This window comes from Nocardiopsis sediminis (assembly GCF_042650565.1).
Classification (GTDB): domain Bacteria; phylum Actinomycetota; class Actinomycetes; order Streptosporangiales; family Streptosporangiaceae; genus Nocardiopsis_B; species Nocardiopsis_B sediminis.
Genome location: NZ_JBHSBH010000012.1, coordinates 234,480 through 254,796, shown reverse-complemented (window position 1 = coordinate 254,796; position 20,317 = coordinate 234,480). Strand labels below are relative to the sequence as shown.

The 20,317-nt window shown below is 72.1% G+C and carries 20 protein-coding genes; 12 read left to right on the top strand and 8 right to left on the bottom strand.

The genetic code is table 11. From position 1 onward, the window contains the following. Nucleotides 1-21: 21 nt before the first annotated feature. Nucleotides 22-1,230 (bottom strand): FAD-dependent monooxygenase, encoded by a 1,209-nt coding sequence (locus ACFOVU_RS19245; RefSeq protein ID WP_378535583.1) that lies wholly within the window; start codon nucleotides 1,228-1,230, stop codon nucleotides 22-24. A gap of 176 nt (nucleotides 1,231-1,406) precedes the next feature. On the opposite strand from ACFOVU_RS19245, the gene ACFOVU_RS19240 reads away from it, so the two are divergent. After that, a complete protein-coding gene (locus ACFOVU_RS19240; protein WP_378535581.1) occupies nucleotides 1,407-2,486 on the top strand; it encodes a WD40 repeat domain-containing protein in 1,080 nt (359 codons plus the stop codon). Between the two features lie 35 nt (nucleotides 2,487-2,521). On the opposite strand, the gene ACFOVU_RS19235 is transcribed toward ACFOVU_RS19240, so the two are convergent. From ACFOVU_RS19235 to ACFOVU_RS19225, 3 genes are all read right to left on the bottom strand, one after another. Beyond that, on the bottom strand, nucleotides 2,522-2,830 hold the full coding sequence (locus ACFOVU_RS19235) for a hypothetical protein (protein ID WP_378535579.1): 309 nt from the start codon (nucleotides 2,828-2,830) through the stop codon (nucleotides 2,522-2,524). Between the two features lie 77 nt (nucleotides 2,831-2,907). Then, entirely contained in the window at nucleotides 2,908-3,435 is a 528-nt protein-coding gene (locus tag ACFOVU_RS19230; RefSeq protein ID WP_378535577.1) for an ATP-binding protein, read from the bottom strand. Nucleotides 3,436-3,478: 43 nt separating this feature from the next. Continuing rightward, nucleotides 3,479-4,387, bottom strand: coding sequence for a Scr1 family TA system antitoxin-like transcriptional regulator (locus ACFOVU_RS19225; protein WP_378535575.1), 909 nt, complete (start codon nucleotides 4,385-4,387; stop codon nucleotides 3,479-3,481). Between the two features lie 185 nt (nucleotides 4,388-4,572). Between ACFOVU_RS19225 and ACFOVU_RS19220 the strand changes: the two genes are divergently transcribed. Next, complete coding sequence (locus ACFOVU_RS19220) at nucleotides 4,573-5,370, top strand: GntR family transcriptional regulator (protein WP_378535573.1); 798 nt, start codon at nucleotides 4,573-4,575, stop codon at nucleotides 5,368-5,370. A 27-nt stretch (nucleotides 5,371-5,397) separates the two neighbouring features. Then, on the top strand, nucleotides 5,398-5,577 hold the full coding sequence (locus ACFOVU_RS19215) for a DUF397 domain-containing protein (protein WP_378535912.1): 180 nt from the start codon (nucleotides 5,398-5,400) through the stop codon (nucleotides 5,575-5,577). Between the two features lie 85 nt (nucleotides 5,578-5,662). On the opposite strand, the gene ACFOVU_RS19210 is transcribed toward ACFOVU_RS19215, so the two are convergent. Continuing rightward, nucleotides 5,663-6,355, bottom strand: coding sequence for a haloacid dehalogenase type II (locus ACFOVU_RS19210; RefSeq protein WP_378535571.1), 693 nt, complete (start codon nucleotides 6,353-6,355; stop codon nucleotides 5,663-5,665). Between the two features lie 98 nt (nucleotides 6,356-6,453). On the opposite strand from ACFOVU_RS19210, the gene ACFOVU_RS19205 reads away from it, so the two are divergent. The 7 genes from ACFOVU_RS19205 to ACFOVU_RS19175 all read left to right on the top strand — a co-directional run bounded on the left by ACFOVU_RS19205 (nucleotide 6,454) and on the right by ACFOVU_RS19175 (nucleotide 14,181). Then, nucleotides 6,454-7,011 (top strand): CGNR zinc finger domain-containing protein, encoded by a 558-nt coding sequence (locus tag ACFOVU_RS19205; protein WP_378535569.1) that lies wholly within the window; start codon nucleotides 6,454-6,456, stop codon nucleotides 7,009-7,011. Nucleotides 7,012-7,153: 142 nt separating this feature from the next. Then, on the top strand, nucleotides 7,154-7,810 hold the full coding sequence (locus ACFOVU_RS19200; protein WP_378535567.1) for a DUF6879 family protein: 657 nt from the start codon (nucleotides 7,154-7,156) through the stop codon (nucleotides 7,808-7,810). Between the two features lie 134 nt (nucleotides 7,811-7,944). Further along, nucleotides 7,945-9,252 carry an adenylosuccinate lyase gene (purB, locus tag ACFOVU_RS19195; RefSeq protein WP_378535565.1) on the top strand — a complete coding sequence of 436 codons (1,308 nt, stop codon included), beginning with the start codon at nucleotides 7,945-7,947 and terminating at the stop codon, nucleotides 9,250-9,252. Between the two features lie 25 nt (nucleotides 9,253-9,277). Further along, nucleotides 9,278-9,991 (top strand): hypothetical protein, encoded by a 714-nt coding sequence (locus ACFOVU_RS19190; RefSeq protein WP_378535563.1) that lies wholly within the window; start codon nucleotides 9,278-9,280, stop codon nucleotides 9,989-9,991. 64 nt (nucleotides 9,992-10,055) lie between these two features. Then, nucleotides 10,056-10,949 (top strand): phosphoribosylaminoimidazolesuccinocarboxamide synthase, encoded by an 894-nt coding sequence (locus ACFOVU_RS19185; protein WP_378535561.1) that lies wholly within the window; start codon nucleotides 10,056-10,058, stop codon nucleotides 10,947-10,949. Nucleotides 10,950-11,357: 408 nt separating this feature from the next. Continuing rightward, nucleotides 11,358-12,665, top strand: a complete 1,308-nt coding sequence (murA, locus tag ACFOVU_RS19180; protein ID WP_378535559.1) for a UDP-N-acetylglucosamine 1-carboxyvinyltransferase — start codon at nucleotides 11,358-11,360, stop codon at nucleotides 12,663-12,665. Between the two features lie 250 nt (nucleotides 12,666-12,915). Beyond that, nucleotides 12,916-14,181 (top strand): transcriptional regulator, encoded by a 1,266-nt coding sequence (locus ACFOVU_RS19175; RefSeq protein ID WP_378535910.1) that lies wholly within the window; start codon nucleotides 12,916-12,918, stop codon nucleotides 14,179-14,181. A gap of 108 nt (nucleotides 14,182-14,289) precedes the next feature. On the opposite strand, the gene hisC is transcribed toward ACFOVU_RS19175, so the two are convergent. After that, complete coding sequence (gene hisC, locus ACFOVU_RS19170; RefSeq protein WP_378535557.1) at nucleotides 14,290-15,378, bottom strand: histidinol-phosphate transaminase; 1,089 nt, start codon at nucleotides 15,376-15,378, stop codon at nucleotides 14,290-14,292. 109 nt (nucleotides 15,379-15,487) lie between these two features. Between hisC and ACFOVU_RS19165 the strand changes: the two genes are divergently transcribed. Next, a complete protein-coding gene (locus ACFOVU_RS19165) occupies nucleotides 15,488-16,216 on the top strand; it encodes a hypothetical protein (protein ID WP_378535555.1) in 729 nt (242 codons plus the stop codon). Between the two features lie 122 nt (nucleotides 16,217-16,338). After that, a complete protein-coding gene (locus ACFOVU_RS19160; RefSeq protein WP_378535553.1) occupies nucleotides 16,339-17,718 on the top strand; it encodes an ATP-binding protein in 1,380 nt (459 codons plus the stop codon). Nucleotides 17,719-17,772: 54 nt separating this feature from the next. Here the strand turns inward: ACFOVU_RS19160 and ACFOVU_RS19155 are convergent, their stop codons facing one another. After that, a complete protein-coding gene (locus ACFOVU_RS19155) occupies nucleotides 17,773-18,816 on the bottom strand; it encodes a MauE/DoxX family redox-associated membrane protein (RefSeq protein WP_378535551.1) in 1,044 nt (347 codons plus the stop codon). A gap of 3 nt (nucleotides 18,817-18,819) precedes the next feature. Next, nucleotides 18,820-19,998 carry a hypothetical protein gene (locus ACFOVU_RS19150; RefSeq protein ID WP_378535550.1) on the bottom strand — a complete coding sequence of 393 codons (1,179 nt, stop codon included), beginning with the start codon at nucleotides 19,996-19,998 and terminating at the stop codon, nucleotides 18,820-18,822. Between the last annotated feature and the right edge of the window lie 319 nt (nucleotides 19,999-20,317).

Below are 20,317 nucleotides of genomic sequence, written 5' to 3'. Positions count from 1 at the left end.
CGCCGCCCGCAGCCCGCTGGCTCAGAGCCGGCCGCTGACCCCCCGCATCAGCAGGCCGAACGATGCGGTCGCCAGGCGGCCGGGCATGACCGAGCCCGCGCGTAGCCCGGCTTCACTCTGGAACGCGGTCCGGGGCCCGGAGGTCGCCAGGCTCCGGGTGGCGACCGAGGAGGCCAGGGCGGCCTGGCGCCGCCGGCTTCTCGCGTAGGAGCGCAGCGCCACGGCCGGGTCCGGACCGGCGCCCTGACCTGCTGCGGCACCGGAGATGGACGCGTGATCCGCGTCGGCGAGGCCGCGCAACAGCGCCGATACGTCCTCCAGGGCCTGACCGGCGCCCTGCGCCAGCATGGGCGGCATCGTATGCACCGCGTCGCCGATCAGGACGCACCGGCCGCGCCCCCACTGGAACGGGGGTCGGTGCCGGTGGTGCGGGAAGACGTCGAGGTCCGTCTCCGACAGCGCCGACAGCAGCTCGCGGACGGGTGGGGCCCAGCCTCCATAACGAGCACGAAGGGCGGCGAGCGCGTGGTCCGGGCGGTCGAATCCGTCGTTCGGCCCCCATGGGACGTCGATCAGCCACTGCACGAGGCCGTCGCCGGCGGGGTTCAGCCCGACCTGGCTGGTGCGCCCGAGGAACAGCAGGCAGCGGGAGCCCAGATCGAAGGGCGCCGGGATGAGGCCCTGCCACGTGGCCGTGCCGGTCGGCGGTGCTCCACTGCCCCCACGGGATCCGGAGCCGGGGCCGAACAGCGCCGCGCGCACCCCGGAGTGCGCACCGTCGGCACCGATGAGCAGGTCGCCTGAGTACTCGGTGCCGTCGTCGGTCGCAACCCGGACGGAGCGGCCGTCGTCGTGCAGGCGGGCGAACCGGGCGCCGAACCGGACGGTCCCCTCGGGCAGCCCTTCGGCGAGCCGGGCGATCAGCGACCGGCGCGGGATCACCGCCGTCGGAGCGCCGAACCGGGTCTCCAGCCGTCCGATGTCCAGCACCATCACCGGACGCCCCCGGGCGCTGCGGACGTCCAAGGCGTCGATGCGCCGGCCCAGACCGTCGACCCGCACGCCGAGATCACCGAGAACCGTCATGCCGTTGCTCCACAGGATGATCGCGCAGCCGCCGTCGCGCAGGGCGGTCGCCCGTTCGAGCACGGTCACGGTGTGCCCGGCGCCGAGCAACCCTCTGGCCGCCGCGAGCCCTGCGATCCCGGCGCCCACGATGAGAACGCGCATGGCCACATCTCCCTACCCGAGTAGTACTACGAAACGTAGTACTACTCAAAGTAGGCTCAATGGGAGGTGAGGGGCAGGCCCCGGCCGCATCCGGCCGCATCCGGCCATGCCGGGCGCGGCCGAGCCGCATCGCTTCGACCAACGCGGCCGTCGTGAGGGGTGGCTAGGATCCGCGCATGATCGACGACCGCCTGATGACGCGCTACACCGGCCACACACACGCCCGGCAGGGCACCGCGCCCGTCGCCGAGGTCGACGGCGTTCCAGTCACGATCGGCGTCGACGCGGATGCGACGCTGTGGGTCTGCGACCTGCTGGGCGGAGCGTGTGAACAACGTCCGCTGGAGCTCGACGCCGCCGGCCCCGAGGACGAGTGGTACTACGAACTCGGCGTATGGGACGAGAGCGAGGACGGCGACCCGGACATCGTGCGGCCCAGGTGTCGCGTGGACGCCTACGAGATCGCCTCCCATGTAGCGGTGGCGCACCTCGGAAGGCGGCCTGTGGTCATCACCGGGGGCGGGCGCTTCGACCTCTCCGGCCCTGATCCGGAGATCATGGGCGGAGCGGTCCGCGTCTGGGACCTGCACACCGGCCGGAAGATCGGAAAGACGCTGACCGGCCACGGCCTCGGCGTCACGTCGCTCACCACGGTGCCGACCGATCTGGGGCTGCTCGCGGTCAGCAGCTCCGAGGAAGGCGAGCTGAGGGCCTGGAACCTGACCCGAGGTGAACGCGTGGCGGCCCTTGAGGCGAGCTACAACGGGGACATGGGGGCCGCCCTCATCGCCGGCCGCCCCGTCGCGGTCACCGGCGGGCACGACGATTTCGTGCAGGTCTGGGACCTGGTCAGCGGCGAACAGGTGGGACCGTCCCTGACCGGCATCACGCCGGTCGCCCGGGCCCTCACGGCCGTGGAGGTCGACGGCCGGACGGTGGTGGCGGCCGGGGGCGATGGCAACGTCCTCCACCTGTGGGACCTCGACAGCGGGGAGCCGCTCCGGGCGCCGCTGACCGGTCACACCGACCGCATCTCTTCGATCGGGACGGCGCGGATCGCCGGCCGCGCCATCGTCGTCACGGGCAGCAACGACGGCACTAGCCGGGTGTGGGACGTGGGCCGAGGCGAGCAGCTCGGTGACCCGCTCCCCGGCCACCTGGAGACGGTCACCGAGCTGGGCGGCGTCACGGTCGCCGTCACCCGGGTGCAGGGCGGCGGGATCCGCGTGTGGGATCTCGCCCGCGCCGCCGGCTGATCCGGTTTCCGGCGCGCAACAGCGTCAGCGACTACTCAGCACCGATGGACCACCAGGCCCAGATAGGGGCGGACGAGCGCGGGCTGCGCGGAGTCGTGGCGGACATGCCAGCAGCCGATGGGCTCGCCCGGGTAGTCGAAGACCGCGCTCACGCGCGGACGCTGCCACAGCCGGCGGACGACTCCGCGCAGGGGGCCGGTGGCCTTCGGCCGGTAGAGGGCGGCGCGAAGCGCGGCCTCGGCGATGCTGCGGCCGCTGTCGTAGGTCGCAGCCCGGAAGGGACGCCGCGCGCGCTCCGGGGGACACAGGAGAGCCGCGAGCACCCGCGCGAGCGCGGCGGTCACGCGCTCGACCCACCCATTGAGGGGTTTGGCGTGCCGCGCGCGGTACGGATACCGACGTGGATGCGGACGGACGGTAATCATGGCGTGACCCTACGCCGAAACGGCACCGTCGCGCACGAAAATCGAGATGACCCGGCCGACGCCCTCAGGCCAGGGAACTGGACCCACACCCCGATGCCGAGATCGGCACCGGGAACGACGGAGTATCGTCCCCAGGCTGTGGACAGTGCATCGACGAGCAGCAGACCGCGCTGGCCTTCGGCGGTGGCCCATTCGCCGGCGGAGCGCTGGAAGGGGATGGCGGGCGAGGAGCGGCCGCCACCACTGTCGACAACGGTGAGCCGCAACGTGTCCGGAGTGGGCAGGCCGAGGAACCGCAGGACATCTCCGCCAGGCTCGCCGGAGGCGGTGTGCCGGGCGGCGTTGGCGAAAAGCTCGGCGGCGCACAGGGTCACGTCATCGATGAGATCGAGGCCGAAGCCGTCGAGGTCCGCGATGAGGTCCGCGCGTACGCGGGCGGACTGGGCGAGGTCGCCGGGGTAGGCGCGAGGCTCCCATCGCACGGGCGCGAGGGCGGGGGCGGGGGTTTCGGGCACGCGGGTCATGAATCCCACTCCTTCGGCGGTCGGAAGAAAAGTCAGAGGAGAGTCAGGGACGAGCGAGCGCGGCGGGGTCGGCGGCGGAGGTGGTGGCAATGAGCGGGTCGCCGGGCGGCCCGGCGGTGATCGCGCGGGGCGTCTCGCGGCCGATGGCGTCTGCGAGGAGCGCGGCGGAGGCGTGCTCGGGCAGGGCCTCGGCGAGGAGGGCGGAGAAGAGGTCGGTGTAGCCGTGGACGCGGTCGGCGTCGGTGATGAGCTGGCCGGGGCCGAAGGCGTGGGGGTTGAAGGCGAGCGCGTGGTGGGGGCTGAAGGTCAGCAGCCGGAACCCGCCGCGGGGGCAGGGGTGGCCGGGGCCGGCGGCGGGGAGGACGTGCAGGGCGATGTGGTCCTTGTCGATGAGAGAACGCAGGCGGCGCAACTGCTCGCGCGTGATCTCGGGGGTGCCAACGGGGCGGTGGAGGGCGGCCTCATCGAGAACGACCCGGAAATAGGGCGGCGCATGGTCGGCCCGCAGCAGCCGCCGCACCCCGCGGTCATCGGCGGGGGCGCGGCGCATGGGTGATGCGGAGCGGTCGAGCGCCGCTGCGTACTCCGGTGTACGGAAGGGTTCGGGAACGGCGAACGGATCGTAGATCCGGACCTGCGCGGCATCGCCTTCGAGCCTGTCGACGGGCATACCGTCGGCCAGCCGAGCGGAGATGAACACCCGCGCCCACGCATCCAGCAGAACCCCACAGGCGGAGAAGTCCCGGTCCAGGCACTCCACCACCCGCCGCCCGGGCGCTTCCTCGCCTGCCTCGATCGCCGCAAGCATGTGCGACGAAACGACGGCGGCTTCGGCCACCTCGTCGAGCGACCGCCCCAGGTTCTCCCGAGCGACCCGCACCCGCGCCCCGAACCGCTCCCAGCCCTGCCCTCCAGGCGACGAGCGGTCCTGATCCTGTCGCTGAACAGCCATGAAATCCCTCCAAAGGCAACGCTGAGACAAGTCGGACGGCCCGCCTGAAACTTCCGCCTGTCGCGAGATCATCACTCTGTGAGCATCTAAACACTACCGGTATTCATCAGTCAATCACTACCGGAAGACATGCGGAAGAAAATTCGGACTCCCGCCATCAGTTCCGGTAGATATAGGGTGCTGGCATGACAGCCAGGTACCGGGAGATCGCAAACGAGTTGCGACAAGCGATCGAGCAGGGCACGTACGCCCCTGGCACCACCCTGCCGACGTATGACGACCTGACCAGGAAGTACGGCGTCGGATCTGGGGTGATCCGCGAAGCGCTGGCGGTGCTGAAGGCGGATGGCCTGATCAGTGTGGCGAAGAAGCGCGGGATCACCGTCCGAGAGCGAGGGAGCAGGCGCCGCGTCGAGCGCGGCTCTCTGGTCACCAGGGATCCGGCGAAAGGGTACGTCTTCCCCGCCGCGAGCGCCCCCGACGAGCCTTGGCAGGTCCACGGACGCCCGCGCCGGGACACGGTACCCATCCCCGAGCGGCCCGCCGTCCTGCTCGGAGTAGACCCCGAATCCCCCGTACTGCGTCGCCGCAGGGTGACCAGCCCCACCGGTGAGCCGCCATTCCAGCTCGTGGACACCTGGATCCACCCCGACGCTGTTGCCGACGCGCCGAAGGTGGCCGACGCCCAAACCGGCCCGGGAGGCTACATAGACCGGCTGGAGGAAGTGGGCCACGGCCCCATCTCCTGGGTCGAGTACATGCGCGTCCGCATGCCCACGTCCGAAGAGGCGAAGTTGCTCGAAATGCCGGACTCGATGCCTGCCTTGGAGGTAGCGCGCGTAGGCACCTCTGCACACACCAAGGTCCCGGTCGAGGTCACGACCTGTGTGATTCCCGCCGACCGCGTAGAACTGGTGACACGTCTACGACGCGCCAAGTCGGCCCATTTCATCGCCGGCATGATGAGGGACATCGACAAGTAGCAGAAAGGCTGGTTCCGGTGTCCCCCCATCGCTTGGCGGAAGAGTTCCTACAGCGGCTCGCAGGGCGACTGCGTCGAAGTGGCGCGCATGACGGCCGGCTCCGCCATCCGAGACACGAAGCACCGGCACCTCGCCACCCTCACCTTCCCCTCCCCCGAGTGGTCGGCGTTCATCGACGCCGTCAAGAACGGCAGCATCGGCCACTGACGATCCACAAGGGCGGCGTTATCGCTGCGCCTCCTGGAATAGAGACGCGGCGACCTTCGGGACGCGATCGCGTTACGTATTCCAGCTACCTCACCGTCAGCGCCACAGCCAGTTCCTCCAGCCCGTCGAATCGGCCGTCGAAGACATCGGAAGTCGTCGGCGGGTCGCCGACCGGTCGCTCGACGTAAGCGGTGCGCATGCCCACCGCCTGGGCTCCGCGGAGGTCCCAGGCGTGGGCCGCCACCATGAGCACGCGGTCCGGCGGGCATCCGGCGGCGTCGATGGCCAGCCGGTAGACCTCCGGCGCCGGCTTGTAGGCCGTTGCGGATTCAGCGGACACGGCCTGGTGCCAGCGCAGCCCGGCGTGGGCGTTGAGCCGCAGCAGAGCGGTACGGCTCGCGTTGGAAAGCCCGAGCACGGGGAAGTGCTGCGCGAGCCGTTCGAGGCCGGCGACGGAGTCGCCCCAGGCGGGCAGGCGCTGGCCCGCTGTGGCCAGCCGGGCGATGGCCGCCGGATCGGCGAGGCCAGCACGGTCGGCCACGCGTTGAGCGGCCTCCGCGTCGATGATCTCGGTGTTGGCGTAGGCGCGGTGTCCTTGAGCGATGCGCTGCTGCTCGTGCTCGACGTGCCGCTGCCACAGGGCGAGCAACTCGTCCGCAGACGCGTCATCGGCCCCGGGCAGCGCGTCGCGGATCGCCGCTCGAAGCCCGCTGGGCTCGTCGACCAGTGTTCCGAGGACGTCAAAGACGACGGCCTCGATGTCGCGGATCTTCGTCACACGTCCTCCTGCTCACACCATCATCACCTGTTCAACCAGTGACGATCTTGCCAATCACCTTCGTCACCGGTCAAGATGGTGACGTGAAATTCGCGTTCGTGAGCGGCGATCCTGCCCTCGATCTGGCCGGCACCGTCGGGTCGCGTCGGGACGAGTCCATCGACCTCCTGGCCGCACCCGCGGACCTTGAGCGGTGGGTGGCCGAATGCGACGGGCTCCCCGACCGTGTCACCGCCGACGCGGCGACGTTCGAGTCCGCGCTGTCACTGCGCGAAGCGCTCTACCGGCTCGCCCTCGATCGCGTGCTCGATCGGCCCTTCGATCCGGCCAGCCTGGAAATCGTCAACGGCATGGCGGCCGAACCGGTGCCCACGGTCGTACTCAGCGACGCAGGACAGCACATGACGGGCGACCTCCCCGCCGTGCTCTCGCACATCGCCCGAAGCGGGATCGCCGTACTCGCCGATCCCGACGCCTGCCTCAAAGAGTGCTGCCGCACCGGCTGCACACGCATCTACCTCGACCGCTCACGCGGCGCCCGCCGCACCTGGTGCGGGATGGACGAGTGCGGCAACCGGGTCAAGGCCGCGGCGTACAGAGCCCGCCGACGGGCGTCGACCCCGGCCGAGGGCCACGGGCCCGGGGCACCCGCCTGACGCCACTTGAGGATGCCGTCCGATCGACATCTTCAGTTGGTTCAGGACGCCGAAATCCGTTCTCATCACATCGCCTTCGAGCAAGGGCGAATCAGTTATGTGCTGAACACGTCGAATGCTTCGATGCTTCACGGCGCAACTGATGAACAAGGAAACGGATGTATCGACCATGAACGATCCCCACGTTCTCGACCTCGATCACTCGGTGGGGGAACGCCTTCCGCTCGACGTCTACGACGCCGACTTCGATCGACGCGACAGCGAGGTCACGGGCCGCGCGTCGTGGAAGTTCGAGCGTCTTCAACACTTTCGGGAGCTCGACAACGAGAGCTGGGATGCCTTGGACCGGGGCGACTGGGACGAGTCCCTCCGTCTTCTGGAAGGCATGCGCGAAGGGCTGGCGGACGCCATTCGCGGGGAGATGTCCCGCGGCAACCCGTTCCACCGGGTACGCGTCGTCGCGGAACCGCTCACGCCTTATCTGCAATGGGAGCTTCACGGCCTCCGGTTGCAGGCCGAATGCGGCCGTCCGACCCGGGTCGTTCGCGATGAGGTGATTCATCCTTTGGAAGGCGAACGGCCGCTTCCCGAAGTCGTCGTGCTCGGCGGGCGGACCCTGTATGAGGTCGTCTACACAGAAGAGGGACTTCTCGACAGCGCAGTCCGGTTCACCGATCCCGAGGTCGTGCAGCGCTGGGAAGCGTTCATCGAACAGCTGTACAAGGGCGGCGAGGACGTAGTGTCCTACACCGACCGCTACGTGTTCCGGCTGCCCCCGCCACGGTTGGCGGTCGATTGAGCGAGGCGACCGCGGCGGCCGTACCACCGAGGTCCCCGCCATCGCCGGCACGACCGCGCACCGATTCAGCCTCCAGCGCCGCCCCCGCACCCTCCGGGTGCGGACGGACCCCCGGCACCTGCGAAAATGGGGGGGTGATCGAGCGCTACACCCTCCCGGACATGGGCCGCGTCTTCAGCGATGCCCACAAATACGAGCTCTGGTGCCAGGTCGAGACCCTGGTGCTGGAAGCCCACGCCGACGCGGGCACCGTCCCCGCTGACTCCGTGGAACCGGTGCGCAGCGCACCGCCGCCCACCCCGGAGCGGGTGGCCGAGATCGAGGCGGTGACCCAGCACGACGTCATCGCGTTCCTCACCGCCTGGGCCGACAACACCGAGCCGCGTGAGGCCGCCGCCTGGGTGCACTTCGGCATGACCTCCTCCGACCTGCTCGACACCGCCCTGGCGGCGCAGCTCGTCGAGGCCACCGACATCCTGCTGGCCAAGGCCGACACCCTCGTCGCCGAGCTGCGCGACCACGCGCTGCGCCACCGCGACACGCTTCGGGTCGGACGCACGCACGGCATCCACGGCGAGCCCGATGTGTGGGGCCACCGCGTCGCCGACTTCGCGTTCGGCATGGCCCGCTCCCGCGACCGGCTGCGCCGCGCGCGCGAGGCCGTCGGCGTCATGGCGATCTCGGGCCCCGTGGGCACCTACTCCAACATCGACCCCGCTGTGGAGGCGCACGTCGCCGACGCGCTCGGGCTCAAGGCCGCCGACGTCTCCACCCAGGTGGTGCTGCGCGACGGCATCTCGGAGTGGGTGTCGTCCCTGGCGATCATCGCGACCGTCTGCGAGGCCATCGCCCTGGAGGTGCGGCACGGCCAGCGCACCGAGGTCCGCGAGCTGTGGGAGCCGTTCGGCAAGGGGCAGAAGGGCTCCAGCGCCATGCCCCACAAGAAGAACCCGATCATGTCGGAGCGCATCTGCGGCATGGCGCGCAACGTGCGGGCGCAGATCGTGCCGGTGATGGAGGGCATCCCGCTGTGGCACGAGCGCGACATCTCGCACTCCTCCACCGAGCGGATCTCGCTGCCCGACGCCGCCATCGCGACCGACTACCTGCTCAACCTCACCACCCGGCTGGTGTCCGGCCTGGTGGTCGACACCGAGCGGATGCGCACCAACCTCGACTCCACCCACGGCCTCATCTACTCCTCCACCGTGGTGTCGGAACTCATTGAAACCGGGGCCTCCCGTGAGGACGTCTATGCTCTCGTGCAGACCGCGGCCATGCGCACCTGGGAGACCGGCACGCCGTTCCGCGAGACGCTGCGCGACGAGGCCGCGGAGCGGGGTGTCGGGCTGAACGAGGCCCGGCTCGACGAGATCTGCCGGCCGGAGCGCTTCGTGCAGCGGCTCGACCGGGTGTTCACCCGCCTGGAGAAGCTCAGCTGACACCCCCGGCGAAGGGAGTCCTTCCGTGAGAACCGACCAGTACACCGATGTGGTGCGCCGTCGCCTCCACTCCACCCGGGCGCGGGTGATGGAGGATCAGCCGGTCGGTCCCGGCAGGGCCCTGGTCGGAGTCCGCTCGGAGAACGTCGTCCTGACGCCGATGACCATCTACATCGTGGTCATCCAGGCCGACGTCGCCACCGGGGCGATGGTGCGCGACTTCTGCCGGCACGCCGACGCCTACGCCAAGCGCATGGCCGGCGGCGGGGTCGGCTGGGTGAGCGCCGCGAGCACCATCGCCGCCGTCATCGCCAACCGCTCCGACCCCGAGGCCCAGGCGTTCGCCGGGCAGCAGACCCAGGTCGGGTGGGGGACCACGCTGCGGCCGGTCCTGGTCGATCTCGGCACCGGCAACGTGGTGTGCTGGCTGGGCCAGCAGTTCGTCGGCGCGCTCGCCATGGACAGCGTCAACACCAACGTCCGCAGCCACTTCCCGCTCCCCGCCGAGGCGCGTGCCGAGATCGGCGCCGCGCCCGGCGGGCCGCCGCCCGCCCCTCACGGCCACCCCGCTCCCCCACCGCCCCCGCCGCCGCAGCAGCAGGGCGGGTACCCGTCTCCCGGCCACGGCCACCCGCCCGCCGGGCCGCAGCACCCCTACGGCCCGCCCCAGCCGCAGCGAGCCCCTTACGGGGGCCCGCCACCGCAGGGCCCGCCACCGGGCCCCTACCGGCCGTACTGAGGGCGCCGCCGGCCCCGCACGGCCCGGCCGGCGCCCCTCGTCCTGATCGCGCGAAAGAGAGTCCATGAGCGGCTTCGTCGACACGCCCGTGCCCGCTGACGTCCCGGGCCTGACCCACCTGCACACCGGGAAGGTCCGCGACCTCTACGAAACGGCGTCGGGCGACCTCGTGATGGTGGCCAGCGACCGGGTATCGGCCTTCGACTGGGTGCTGCCCACCGAGATCCCCGGGAAGGGCCGGCTGCTCACGCAGCTCTCCCTGTGGTGGTTCGAGCGCCTGGCCGACGTCGTGCCGGCGCACGTCCTCTCCGACACCCCGCCCCCCGGTGCGCCCGCCGACTGGGCCGGGCGCACCCTCATCTGCCGCAGGCTGGACATGGTGCCGGTCGAATGCGTGGCGCGCGGCTTCCTCACCGGTTCGGGGCTGGCCGAGTACCGCGACTCCGGCACCGTGTGCGGGATCCCGCTGCCCGCCGGGCTGGTCGACGGCTCCCGGCTCGACCGGCCGATCTTCACCCCGGCGGCCAAGGCGCAGGTCGGCGAGCACGACGAGAACATCTCCTATGAGACGGTGGCCGCCGGGCACGGCGAGTCGCTCGCCGCGGAGCTGCGCCGCCTCACCCTCGACCTCTACGAGCGCGGCCGCGCGCTGGCCGAGGCCGGGGGGATCCTGCTCGCCGACACCAAGTTCGAGTTCGGCCGCGGCCCCGACGGCGGGCTGGTCCTCGCCGACGAGGTCTTCACCCCCGACTCCTCGCGGTTCTGGCCGGCGGAGGAGTGGAACCCGGGCCGGCCGCAGCCGTCGTTCGACAAGCAGATCATCCGCGACTGGCTCACCTCGCCGGAGTCGGGCTGGGACCGCGCGGCCGACACCCCGCCCCCGCCGCTGCCCGAGGCGGTCGTTGAGCGCACCCGGTCGCGTTACGACGAGGTCTACACACGGCTCACCACCGCCTAACGCCGCCGCCTCGCCGTGCGGTTCCCGGCCGCCGGATCCGCGGCCGCCAGCGGCCGGTGATCCCCGCCACGATGGGCCCGAGCGCAACCTGTAGGACATACAGTGGTATTCGTCCTTTGCCGGTCGGTCCCGCCTTCGCTGAATCACAAAGGACGTTCACACAACCCCCCATCAGTCGGTCAAGCGTGGCATCTGAGCGCGATCGCCTCCCCCGTCGGCCGCATGACAATGGCATCAGCGGGCACACGACGTGTAGTGCCATGAGGGTGACGCCGACCCGCGCAAGCGGCATCGGGCCGATCCCCGGTCCGGCGGAACGCCGGAAGCGGTGTGCGCGTCCGAACACATGCAGACCGGTCTGACCGTTTTGTCGAGCACGACCCTTATATCCGCCTCACGAAGGAGCACATGAGCATGGGCCAGGAGGTTCGTTACCGCGTCCGTGGCGGCCGTCCCCTCAACGGGACGGTATTCATCCAGGGTGCGAAGAACGCCGTCCTGCCGATGATCGGCGCCGCCCTGCTCGCGGCCAAGGGACGCACGGTGCTGCGGAACGTCCCGATCATCGAGGACGTCCACCGCGCTCTGGAGCTGGCCGAGCACATCGGCGCGAAAGTCGAGTTCCACGAGACCGAGCGCACCGTCGTGATCGACGCCTCCCAGCTCGACGACCCCGCGCGGGCCGTCCTGCCGGCCGACATCGCCGCCCGCTTCCGCGGCTCGGTGCTGTTCGTGCCCGCGCTCATGCACCGCATGGGCCAGGCGCGGATCGAGGGCGTCGGCGGCTGCAACCTCGGCAGCCGCAAGCTCGACTTCCACTACCGCGGGTTCGCCCGCCTCGGCGCCGAGGTGACCGAGGACGAAGAGCGCAACCACATCAGCGTCAAGGCCGGCAACCTCAAGGGCGGCCACCTCTACCTCGACACCCCGTCGCACACCGGCACCGAGAACCTGATCATGGCCGCGGTGCTGGCCCCCGGCACCACCGTCATCGAGCACGCCGCCCTGGAGCCCGAGGTCCTCGACGTCATCGAGTTCCTCACCCGCATGGGCGCCAAGATCTCCGGCGGCGGCACCGGCTTCATCACGGTCGAGGGCGTCAAGGAGCTCACGGCGGTCGAGCACACCATCATGAGCGACCGGATCGACGCCGGCGTGTTCGCGATGATGGCCGCCGCCACCGGCGGCGAGGTCAGCCTCGTCGGGGCGCACCTGGAGCACCTGGGCGTCGCGCGCTGGAAGCTGGAGCAGATGGGCGTGGAGTTCGCCCAGCAGGGCGCCGTGCTGCACGTACGCCGCGACCCGGGCTCCCCGCTGCGCCCGATCAACGCCGTCACCTCTCCCTACCCGGGCTTCGCCACCGACCTCCAGTCGCCCCTGATGGCGCTGGCGACCCTGGCCACCGGTGAGAGCTACCTCCACGAGGCCATCTACGACGGCCGCTTCGCGCTGGCCGACGAGCTCAACAAGATGGGCGCCAAGATCGAGGTCGACGGGACCCGGGCCATCGTGCACGGCACCGCCGAGACCGCGCTGCGCGGCACCGACGTCGTTGCGCACGACCTCCGGACCGGGGCCGCACTGGTGCTCGCGGGCCTGGTGGCCGAGGGCGAGACCGTCGTCGCACCCGGGTACCTGGTCGACCGCGGTCACGCCCAGTTCGCTTCGCGTCTGGCCGCTTTGGGCGCCGATGTCCACCGTGAGGTGGGCGCTTAACCACCGGTTTCCCGGTCGTGGCCGGGGTGGGAGGGAGACCTCTCACCCGGGCTTTCGGCGTTCTGTGTGAAACGATCTTCATTGGCCCCGCACAATGGGTACGATCTCGGCAATCATGCCGTGACAGAAAACAGGTTCGGGAACCAGTGGGCGCACATAGTGAAGAGCGTGGAATGGTAGCGGGGAGCAGCCCGAGGTGAGTGCGCAGCGTACTGGCGATTTGACTATTGGTGTCATCGGGCCCCACGAGGTGGTCGAACGGGTCATGCTCATGGGCCCCGGCTCCACAGGGCCGCTCAACGCCAGACTCATCGCCGCCGCTTATCGAGACGAGCAAGAGGCGACCGACAAGGTGCTGCGCCTGGGGTCCGCGATCGACGCGTATCTGTTCGCGAGCCCCGTCCCCTACGAGTTCGCGCGTAAGGCCGGGGTCCTGACGATGCCCGCGACCTACGTCCCGCTCGGCGGGGCCAGCCTGCACGAGGCCCTCCTGCGGGCCACACTCGATGAGAGATTCGACCCGACACGGGCCAGCCTCGACGTCCTGAGCAGGACCGACGTCGTCGAGGCCTATTCCGAGGTCGACCTTCCCGTCGACGGAATCCACGTGCACGAGGAGCTGACCAGTACGGCGCAGCTCACCTCCTTCCACGAGGGCCTGTGGCGGCGCAAGGTGACCCGCATGGCCATCACCTGTGTGCGCGGGGTCGCCGAGCGGCTGGAGGCCATCGGGGTGCCGGTGATGCGGCTGCGCCCGACCAACGCGGGGGTGCGCAGCGCGCTCCAGACCGCGGGGCTGCTCGGGGCGCACCACCGGCTGGAGGAGGCCCAGCTCGGGGTGGTGGTGGTCGACGTCCCCACCCTGCGCGACTCCACCCGGCGCTCCACACCGCGCTACTGGCGCGACGAGCTGCGGCTCGCCCTGCACCGGCTGCTGTTGCAGGAAGCCCACCGCATCAACGCCACCGCGCACCCGGTCGACGACCACACCTTCATGATCACGGCCACGCGCGGGTCGCTCGTGACGGCGACCGAGGGGTTCCGCCAGCCCCCGTTCGTCGAGCGGATCAAGGCCGAGCTGGGGATCGCGATCGAGGTGGGGATCGGCATGGGCCGCACCACCCAGGACGCCGAGACCCACGCCCGCGCCGCGCTGAGCCGCGCCCAGGCCACGCGGCAGAGCTTCGCGGTCGACCGCGAGGGCCGCTCGCTGGTGCCGGCGCAGCGGGCGCCGCAGCGCCAGTCCCCCGAGCCGCTGCGCACCAAGGGCCGCGAGACCCTGATGCGGCTGTCGGAGAAGATCGCCGAGGAGGACGGCCCGCTGGTGGTCGACGCGGAGAACGCCGGGCGCATGCTCGGGGTGACCCCGCGTACCGCGCGCCGGCTGCTGCGCACCCTCGTCGAGGAGGGGCTGGCCTGGCCGCTGCCGCCCAACCGCACCCTCCAGCCGGGCCGCCCGCGGCAGCTCTACCGGCTGATCATCGAGAAGCTCGACAAGGACAAGGCGGGGAAGTAGCCCGCCGGCCCCCCGGTGAACGGGCGGCCAACGGAGCGTCCCCCCACGGACTGAACGCACGGCGGGTCGGGGTCCCCCCTGACCCGCCTTCGGCGTTCCGGGGCGGCTTCAGCCGGTGTTGCGCTCGGGGTAGGCGTGCGCGACGGCCAGGAAGGCGTCGTTCTCCTCGGGGGTGCCGATGCTCACGCGCAGCCCCTCGCCGGCGAACGGGCGCACGGCCACGCCGGCGGCCTCGCAGGCGGCGGCGAAGTCGAGGGTGCCGGGCCCCAGCCGCAGCCAGACGAAGTTGGCCTCGGTGGGCGGCACGGCCCAGCCGTCGGCCAGCAGGGCGTCGCGGACCCGGCCGCGCTCGGCGACCGTGGCGGCCACGCGCTCCAGCAGCTCGGCCTCGGCGTTCAGCGACGCGATGGCGGCCGCCTGGGCGATGTGGTTGACCGCGAACGGGACCATGGTCTTGCGCACCGCGGTCGCCACCGGCGGATGGCCGATGAGGAACCCGACCCGCAGCGCGGCCAGTCCGTAGGCCTTGGAGAACGTCCGCAGCACGGCGACGTTGGGGCGGTCGCGGTAGAGGCCGATGCCGTCGGGGACATCGGGGTCGCGGACGTACTCGCGGTAGGCCTCGTCCAGGACGACCAGGACGTGGCCGGGGACCCGGTCGAGGAACGCGGTCAGCTCCGCCTCGCGGACGGCCGTGCCCGTTGGGTTGTTGGGGTTGCACACGAAGACCATGCGCGTGCGTTCGGTGATGGCGGCGGCGAGCGCGTCGAGGTCGTGGGTCTCGTCGGTGAGCGGGACCGTGACCGAGGTGGCCCCGGAGAGCTCCGCCAGCAGCGGGTAGGCCTCGAAGGAGCGCCAGGCGTAGACGACCTCGGCACCGGGCTCCGCTGTGGCCTCCAGGAGCTGCTGGAGGATGCCCACCGATCCCGCGCCCACGGCGACGTGGTCGGCGGGGACGCCGAACCGCCCGGCGATCGCGTCGGTGAGCTCGGCGGCGCCGGAGTCGGGGTACCGGTTCAGCTCGGTGGCGGCCGCGGCGACCGCGTCGAGCACCGACGGCAGCGGGCCGTAGGGGCTCTCATTGGAGGAGAGCTTGACCGCCCGCCCGCCGGGCCCGGCGACGCTGCGCCCCGGCTTGTAGGGCGGGATGGAACCGAGCACCGCCCGGAGATACGCCGAATTCCGCTCCGACACCATTGTCCTTCCTCGATACTCTGTGCAAATCCCAGGCTACGTTCGGCGACGATGCTCCGGAAACGTGCCTGTCACCTCAGCGGAAATATCGCACAGAACAGGAAATACCACCATGGAGTACGCCCTGCGACCACGCACGGCCGCGGCCTCGGCCCTCGCCGGCGCCTGGCTGTTGATCGGCGCCACCGCCTGCGGCCCGGCGGGCGGGGGTGGCGATACGGACACCGGGCAGGACGCCGGCACCGTTGCGGCCTCGGCGCTGTCGACCGCCCAGCTCGTCCAGTTCGGCGAGGCGAAGGTGGTCCCCGAGCGCAGCGAACAGGGCGTCTACGGCGAGCTGGCCACCGTGCGCCAGACCGACCGGCTGCGCGAGGTCACCGAGCTGGACAAGCCCGGCTGCCTCGACGCCGTCAACCAGTGGGGGCGGCTGCCCGAGGTGCGCGATGCGGCGGCGTCGCTGGCGACCTTCGCCCGCGGCGACGACACCGTCTCGCACCTGCTGATCGACGCGCCCGCCGGGACCGCCCAGGAGGCGGTCGACACCGCGCCGCCGGCCGAGTGCGACTCCTACACCGCCACGATGCAGGACGGGTCGACCTCGTCGTACCGGGTGAGCGGGATCGACCTGGAGCAGATCGGCGACGCCTCGCGCGCCTTCGCCGTCGATACGGAGGTCGGCGGCGAATCGGTGTCGATGTACACCATGGTGTACCGCAACGGCGACGTCCTGGGCACCACGTCCGTGCTCGGCCCGAGCCGCGCGGACCACGACTTCGAGACCCTGCTCACCGGCTTCACCACCGCCGCCCTCGAGCGGGAACAGCAGATCCTCGACCGCTGAGCGGCCGCCCACGGGTCCGCGCTCGAACGGGGTCCGGTGCCGGGGGACGGGTGGCGCCGGGTCGCCGGATCCACTAAAGTCTTCTCTGATCGAACATGCGTTCGATGAAGGGAGTGGGGGGCATGACCACGGCAGCGCACGTCCCTGGTCGGACCACGACCCGGCCCGGCGGGGCCGGGCGCGCCCCCCACTCCCCCTCCGACGACCGCAACGCCCTGCGGCGCGTCGACTGGGCCGCACCGACCACCGCCGCCTTCTACCGCTCGCTCGAAGCCGCGCTGGAGCCCGCCGGCGAGCCCGCGGCCCTCGACCCCGTGCGCAACCCCTTCGCCCCGGGCGCCGGTCAGCGCCCGCCCGAGCTCGCCGGGCGCGAGCGCGAGCTCCAGCGGTTCGGCGTGGTGCTCGAACGCGCGGCGCGCGGGCGGCCCGAACGCGGCGTGATCCTCACCGGCATGCGCGGCGTGGGCAAGACCGTCCTGCTCACCGCCTTCCGGGCCATGGCCGCCCGGCGGGGGTGGGGCACCGGCAGGGTCGAGGCCCGGCCCGGCCGGTCCATCCGCCCGCACCTCGCGGCCGCCCTGCACACCGCGCTGCGCGACCTCGCCCCGCGCCACCGGGCGCCCGAACGCGTCGACCGCGCCATGAACGCGCTCGCCGCGTTCGCGGGCGCCGCCACCGACCGCCCCGGCGCAGCCGGCCGGGGCCTCCTGCCCGGAACCGGCCCGGAGCCCCCCGTACCCGTCCACGGCCGGGCCGGTTCCGGCGATCCGGAGGCCGGCCTCACCGAGCTGTTCGCCGAAACCGCCGCCATCGCCGCCGACCTCGGCACGGGCATCGCGCTGTTCATCGATGAGATGCAGGACCTCCCCGCCGACGACCTCGCGGCGCTGTGCACGGCCTGCCACGAACTCGCGCAGACCGGCGGCCCGCTTCTGATCGTGGGGGCGGGGCTGCCGCAGCTGCCCGCACTCCTCGCCGAGAGCAGGGGCTACGCCGAGCGCCTGTTCCGGTACACACGCGTCGAGCCCCTCGGCCGGGCCGCGTCCCACCACGCCCTCGTCGTGCCGGCGCGGCTCGAGGGCGTCGCCTTCGAGCCCGGCGCGCTCGACGCCCTCTACGAGGTCTCGGGCGGATACCCGTTCTTCGTCCAGACCTACGCCAAGGCCACCTGGGACATCGCGCTGCGCAGCCCTATCTCGGCCGGCGACGTCGCGGCGGCGGTGCCCGATGCCGACGACGAACTCGCGGCCGGCTTCTTCAGCGGCCGCTATGAGCGCGCCACGGCCGCCGAGCGCTCCTACATGCGGGCCATGGCGGCCATGGGCGACCGCCCCGTGCGCGCCGCCGAGGTCGCCACGGCGCTGGGCCGGCCGTCCGCGGGGCCCTGCCCCGCCCTCGACACCCTGATCCACAAGGGGCTCGTCCACAGCGCGGCGCACGACACCGTCGCGTTCACGGTCCCCCACTTCGCCCGCTACCTGCGCCGTAGGCGCCATGCATAGGCGGCCCTGCGCGGCGCGGCCCGGCCGTGGGGCCGGACCGTCCCGGCGCGCGCGTCAGCTCTGGACGCTCTCCTCCTCCGGGACCGCCGCGCGCTCCTGCTGCGGCACATCGATCCGGACCGGCTCCGCGGGAGGCTCCGGCGACTGCTCCGCCGACGGCTCCAGGGCGGGCTCCAGGGCCGGCTCCGGCGCGGGCTCGGGGTCCGGCGCCGGGGCCGCGGGGGCCAGCGGGGTCACCGTGCGGGTGGGGCGGGGCGGCACCGGATCACGGCGCGAGGGCAGGGCAGGCCCGACCGCGACCTCTCCCAGGACGGCCAGGGTCGACCCGGTCACGGCGTCGCTGAACACGGCGCGGATCGCCGGCCGGCGCCCCTGGAGCGGCACCCCGAACACCACGTCCACCGGGCGCCCGTCGCGGCGCCCGATGAATCGGAGCATCCGCCAGCACCCCTGCCGCCACGCGTCCTCGGGCTCGTCACTCTTGATCATCCACGCGTTGGCCTGCCACACGTCGCTCGCGCGCAGGCGGGAAAGGGAGCGGGCGAGCGGGACCTCGCGCTGCTCGCACGGCCGCCCGCGCACCGCCCCCCACACCGGGCCGGTCAGCTCCGGTGAGAGCAGCGCGAACGCCAGCACCTCAACGGCCAGCAGCGCACCGTGCGCAGGGGTGAACGCGGCCAGCACGTCGATGGCCGATCCCCCGAGGCCCAGGGTGACCGCCGCGGCTGCGCCGAACAGCACGGTCCGGGTGATGGTGCGCCACCCCACGGGCGTCGTGCTCAAACCGCCGAAGCAGCCGCAGCCCAGCTCCGGGTGGCGCCGGGAGACCGCCACGACGGCCACCAGCCCGGCGGAGAACAGCGTGGCGGTGGCCCCCCGGGCGACGTCGCCCAGCAGGCCGGCGGCCACCAGCAGCGCCGCCCCCAACAGCACCTCCAGCACACCGTTGGCCACGGTGAACGGGCGGCGCAGGCCCAAGGGGAGCAGCGCCGCGGGGCCCTGGCCGCGCGATGACCGGTCGGCGAGCTTGGCCACCGCCCCCAGCAGGAGCGCCGCCACAAGGACGGGCAGTTGGATCTCTCGGAGCAGGTCGGTCACCGGTCACCCCACGGTCATGGTCGCGTTGAAGCATCCCGTCTCGGGATGCCCTCCCAGAGCGATGAAGCTGGACAGGGTCAGCATCGCGATCCGTCCGCTCTCGCCGTTCCCGCCGGTTTCGCAGGCGGCGCAGCGGTCGCAGAAGTGACCGCTGGCCGCGCCGCAGTCCACCACGGCCAGCGCACCCGATTCCCCCGTGCAGTCGTTGCGCAGGGAGAAGGAGGTGCCGTACGACATCAGGGGGAGGGCGACGCAGGGGTCGGTGTCGTCGCAGCCGCCGGGCCCGGTGCAGGCGCCCGGCTCCAGAGCGGGGTAGGCGGCGCCCGAGAGCTGCGCGCGGGTGTCCTCGTGCGTGGCCGCCCCGTCAACGGGGTCGTACCAGCCGACCGGACCGGCGATCCGGCGCATGAGGTCGGCCGCGCCGGGCGGGACCGGCGAGGGCCACCGCCACCAGGGGCGGCGCTCGAACGTGCGGGGGTACCCGGCCCGCTCCAGCCGGACGGCGCGCATCCCCGCAAGGAGCGGCGGCCGCCCGGGGTCGGCGGGCGGCTCGGCGGGTGCGCGGTGGTCGGATGCGGTCTCGGGGGCGGGACCGGCGGGGGGCGCGCCGGCGGGGGCGTGCGCGCTGCGGCGCCGCCCGCGCGGGGGCGCGTCCCACATGGGGAAGGGCGGCTGGGTGGTCGCAGGGACGAGCGCATGCATCGCACCGTCGTCCCACACGCCCACGGCGTCGAACAGGTACCCGGGTTCCAGCACGGGGTGGCGCACGCCGATGCGTCCGGAGGCCCGGTAGGGGATCTCGACGGCGCGGTGCGGACGGCCGTGCCCGACGTCGATCTCCAGCGTGTCGCCGGAACGGGCGGCGATCACCCCGGTGACCCGGGCGATCCGGGCCCAGACGCGGTCGGCGACCCAGCGCCCGCCGGGGCGGAGCCGGACCACGACGTCGTCGCCCGGGCGCAGGTCGCCGGCGCCCGCCTCGCGCCCGCACCAGAACGTGGTGGAGCCGTCGATGAGGAACCGCTCCTCGCCGTGCGGCGTGGCCACGCAGAGGACGCCGGAGCCGGCGTCGACCACCGCGCCACGTGCAGTGCGCGCCCAGGCGTCGTCGGGTTCGGGCGCGGCGGCGTCGCCGAGCAGGGCCGCGGTGAACCTCCAGCGGTCCCCCACATCTGCCGACATCACACAACCTCCGCCCCTGTGTCCCCATCATCCATTCTCACGCCGCCGGGGCCTGCTCGCTCGTCACACGCCGCGCGACGGGGAATCCGGTCCGCGGACGCGGCGGCGGACCCGCTGCCGACGGCCGCCCGCGGGATGCGGCCGGAGGCGCACCGGGAAACATGCCGACCGAAAACAACGGACGAAACGCCCGGCGATGCACACGTGCGAAATGCCCCGACCACCCCGAGCGTCCCCCCACATCACCTGTTGCCACTGATGTTCTGATTCCGGACGATCGCCTGGTTTGTCGGACCGTGGCCAGCGGCAGGCCTCACGA

Bases quoted from the DNA above. Each gene is read 5' to 3' on its own strand.
- ACFOVU_RS19245 (WP_378535583.1), bottom strand. From the start codon at position 1,230: ATGCGCGTTCTCATCGTGGGCGCCGGGATCGCAGGGCTCGCGGCGGCC.
- ACFOVU_RS19240 (WP_378535581.1), top strand. From the start codon at position 1,407: ATGATCGACGACCGCCTGATGACGCGCTACACCGGCCACACACACGCC.
- ACFOVU_RS19230 (WP_378535577.1), bottom strand. From the start codon at position 3,435: ATGACCCGCGTGCCCGAAACCCCCGCCCCCGCCCTCGCGCCCGTGCGA.
- ACFOVU_RS19225 (WP_378535575.1), bottom strand. From the start codon at position 4,387: ATGGCTGTTCAGCGACAGGATCAGGACCGCTCGTCGCCTGGAGGGCAG.
- ACFOVU_RS19220 (WP_378535573.1), top strand. From the start codon at position 4,573: ATGACAGCCAGGTACCGGGAGATCGCAAACGAGTTGCGACAAGCGATC.
- ACFOVU_RS19200 (WP_378535567.1), top strand. From the start codon at position 7,154: ATGAACAAGGAAACGGATGTATCGACCATGAACGATCCCCACGTTCTC.
- ACFOVU_RS19185 (WP_378535561.1), top strand. From the start codon at position 10,056: ATGAGCGGCTTCGTCGACACGCCCGTGCCCGCTGACGTCCCGGGCCTG.
- murA (WP_378535559.1), top strand. From the start codon at position 11,358: ATGAGCATGGGCCAGGAGGTTCGTTACCGCGTCCGTGGCGGCCGTCCC.
- hisC (WP_378535557.1), bottom strand. From the start codon at position 15,378: ATGGTGTCGGAGCGGAATTCGGCGTATCTCCGGGCGGTGCTCGGTTCC.
- ACFOVU_RS19165 (WP_378535555.1), top strand. From the start codon at position 15,488: ATGGAGTACGCCCTGCGACCACGCACGGCCGCGGCCTCGGCCCTCGCC.
- ACFOVU_RS19160 (WP_378535553.1), top strand. From the start codon at position 16,339: ATGACCACGGCAGCGCACGTCCCTGGTCGGACCACGACCCGGCCCGGC.
- ACFOVU_RS19150 (WP_378535550.1), bottom strand. From the start codon at position 19,998: ATGTCGGCAGATGTGGGGGACCGCTGGAGGTTCACCGCGGCCCTGCTC.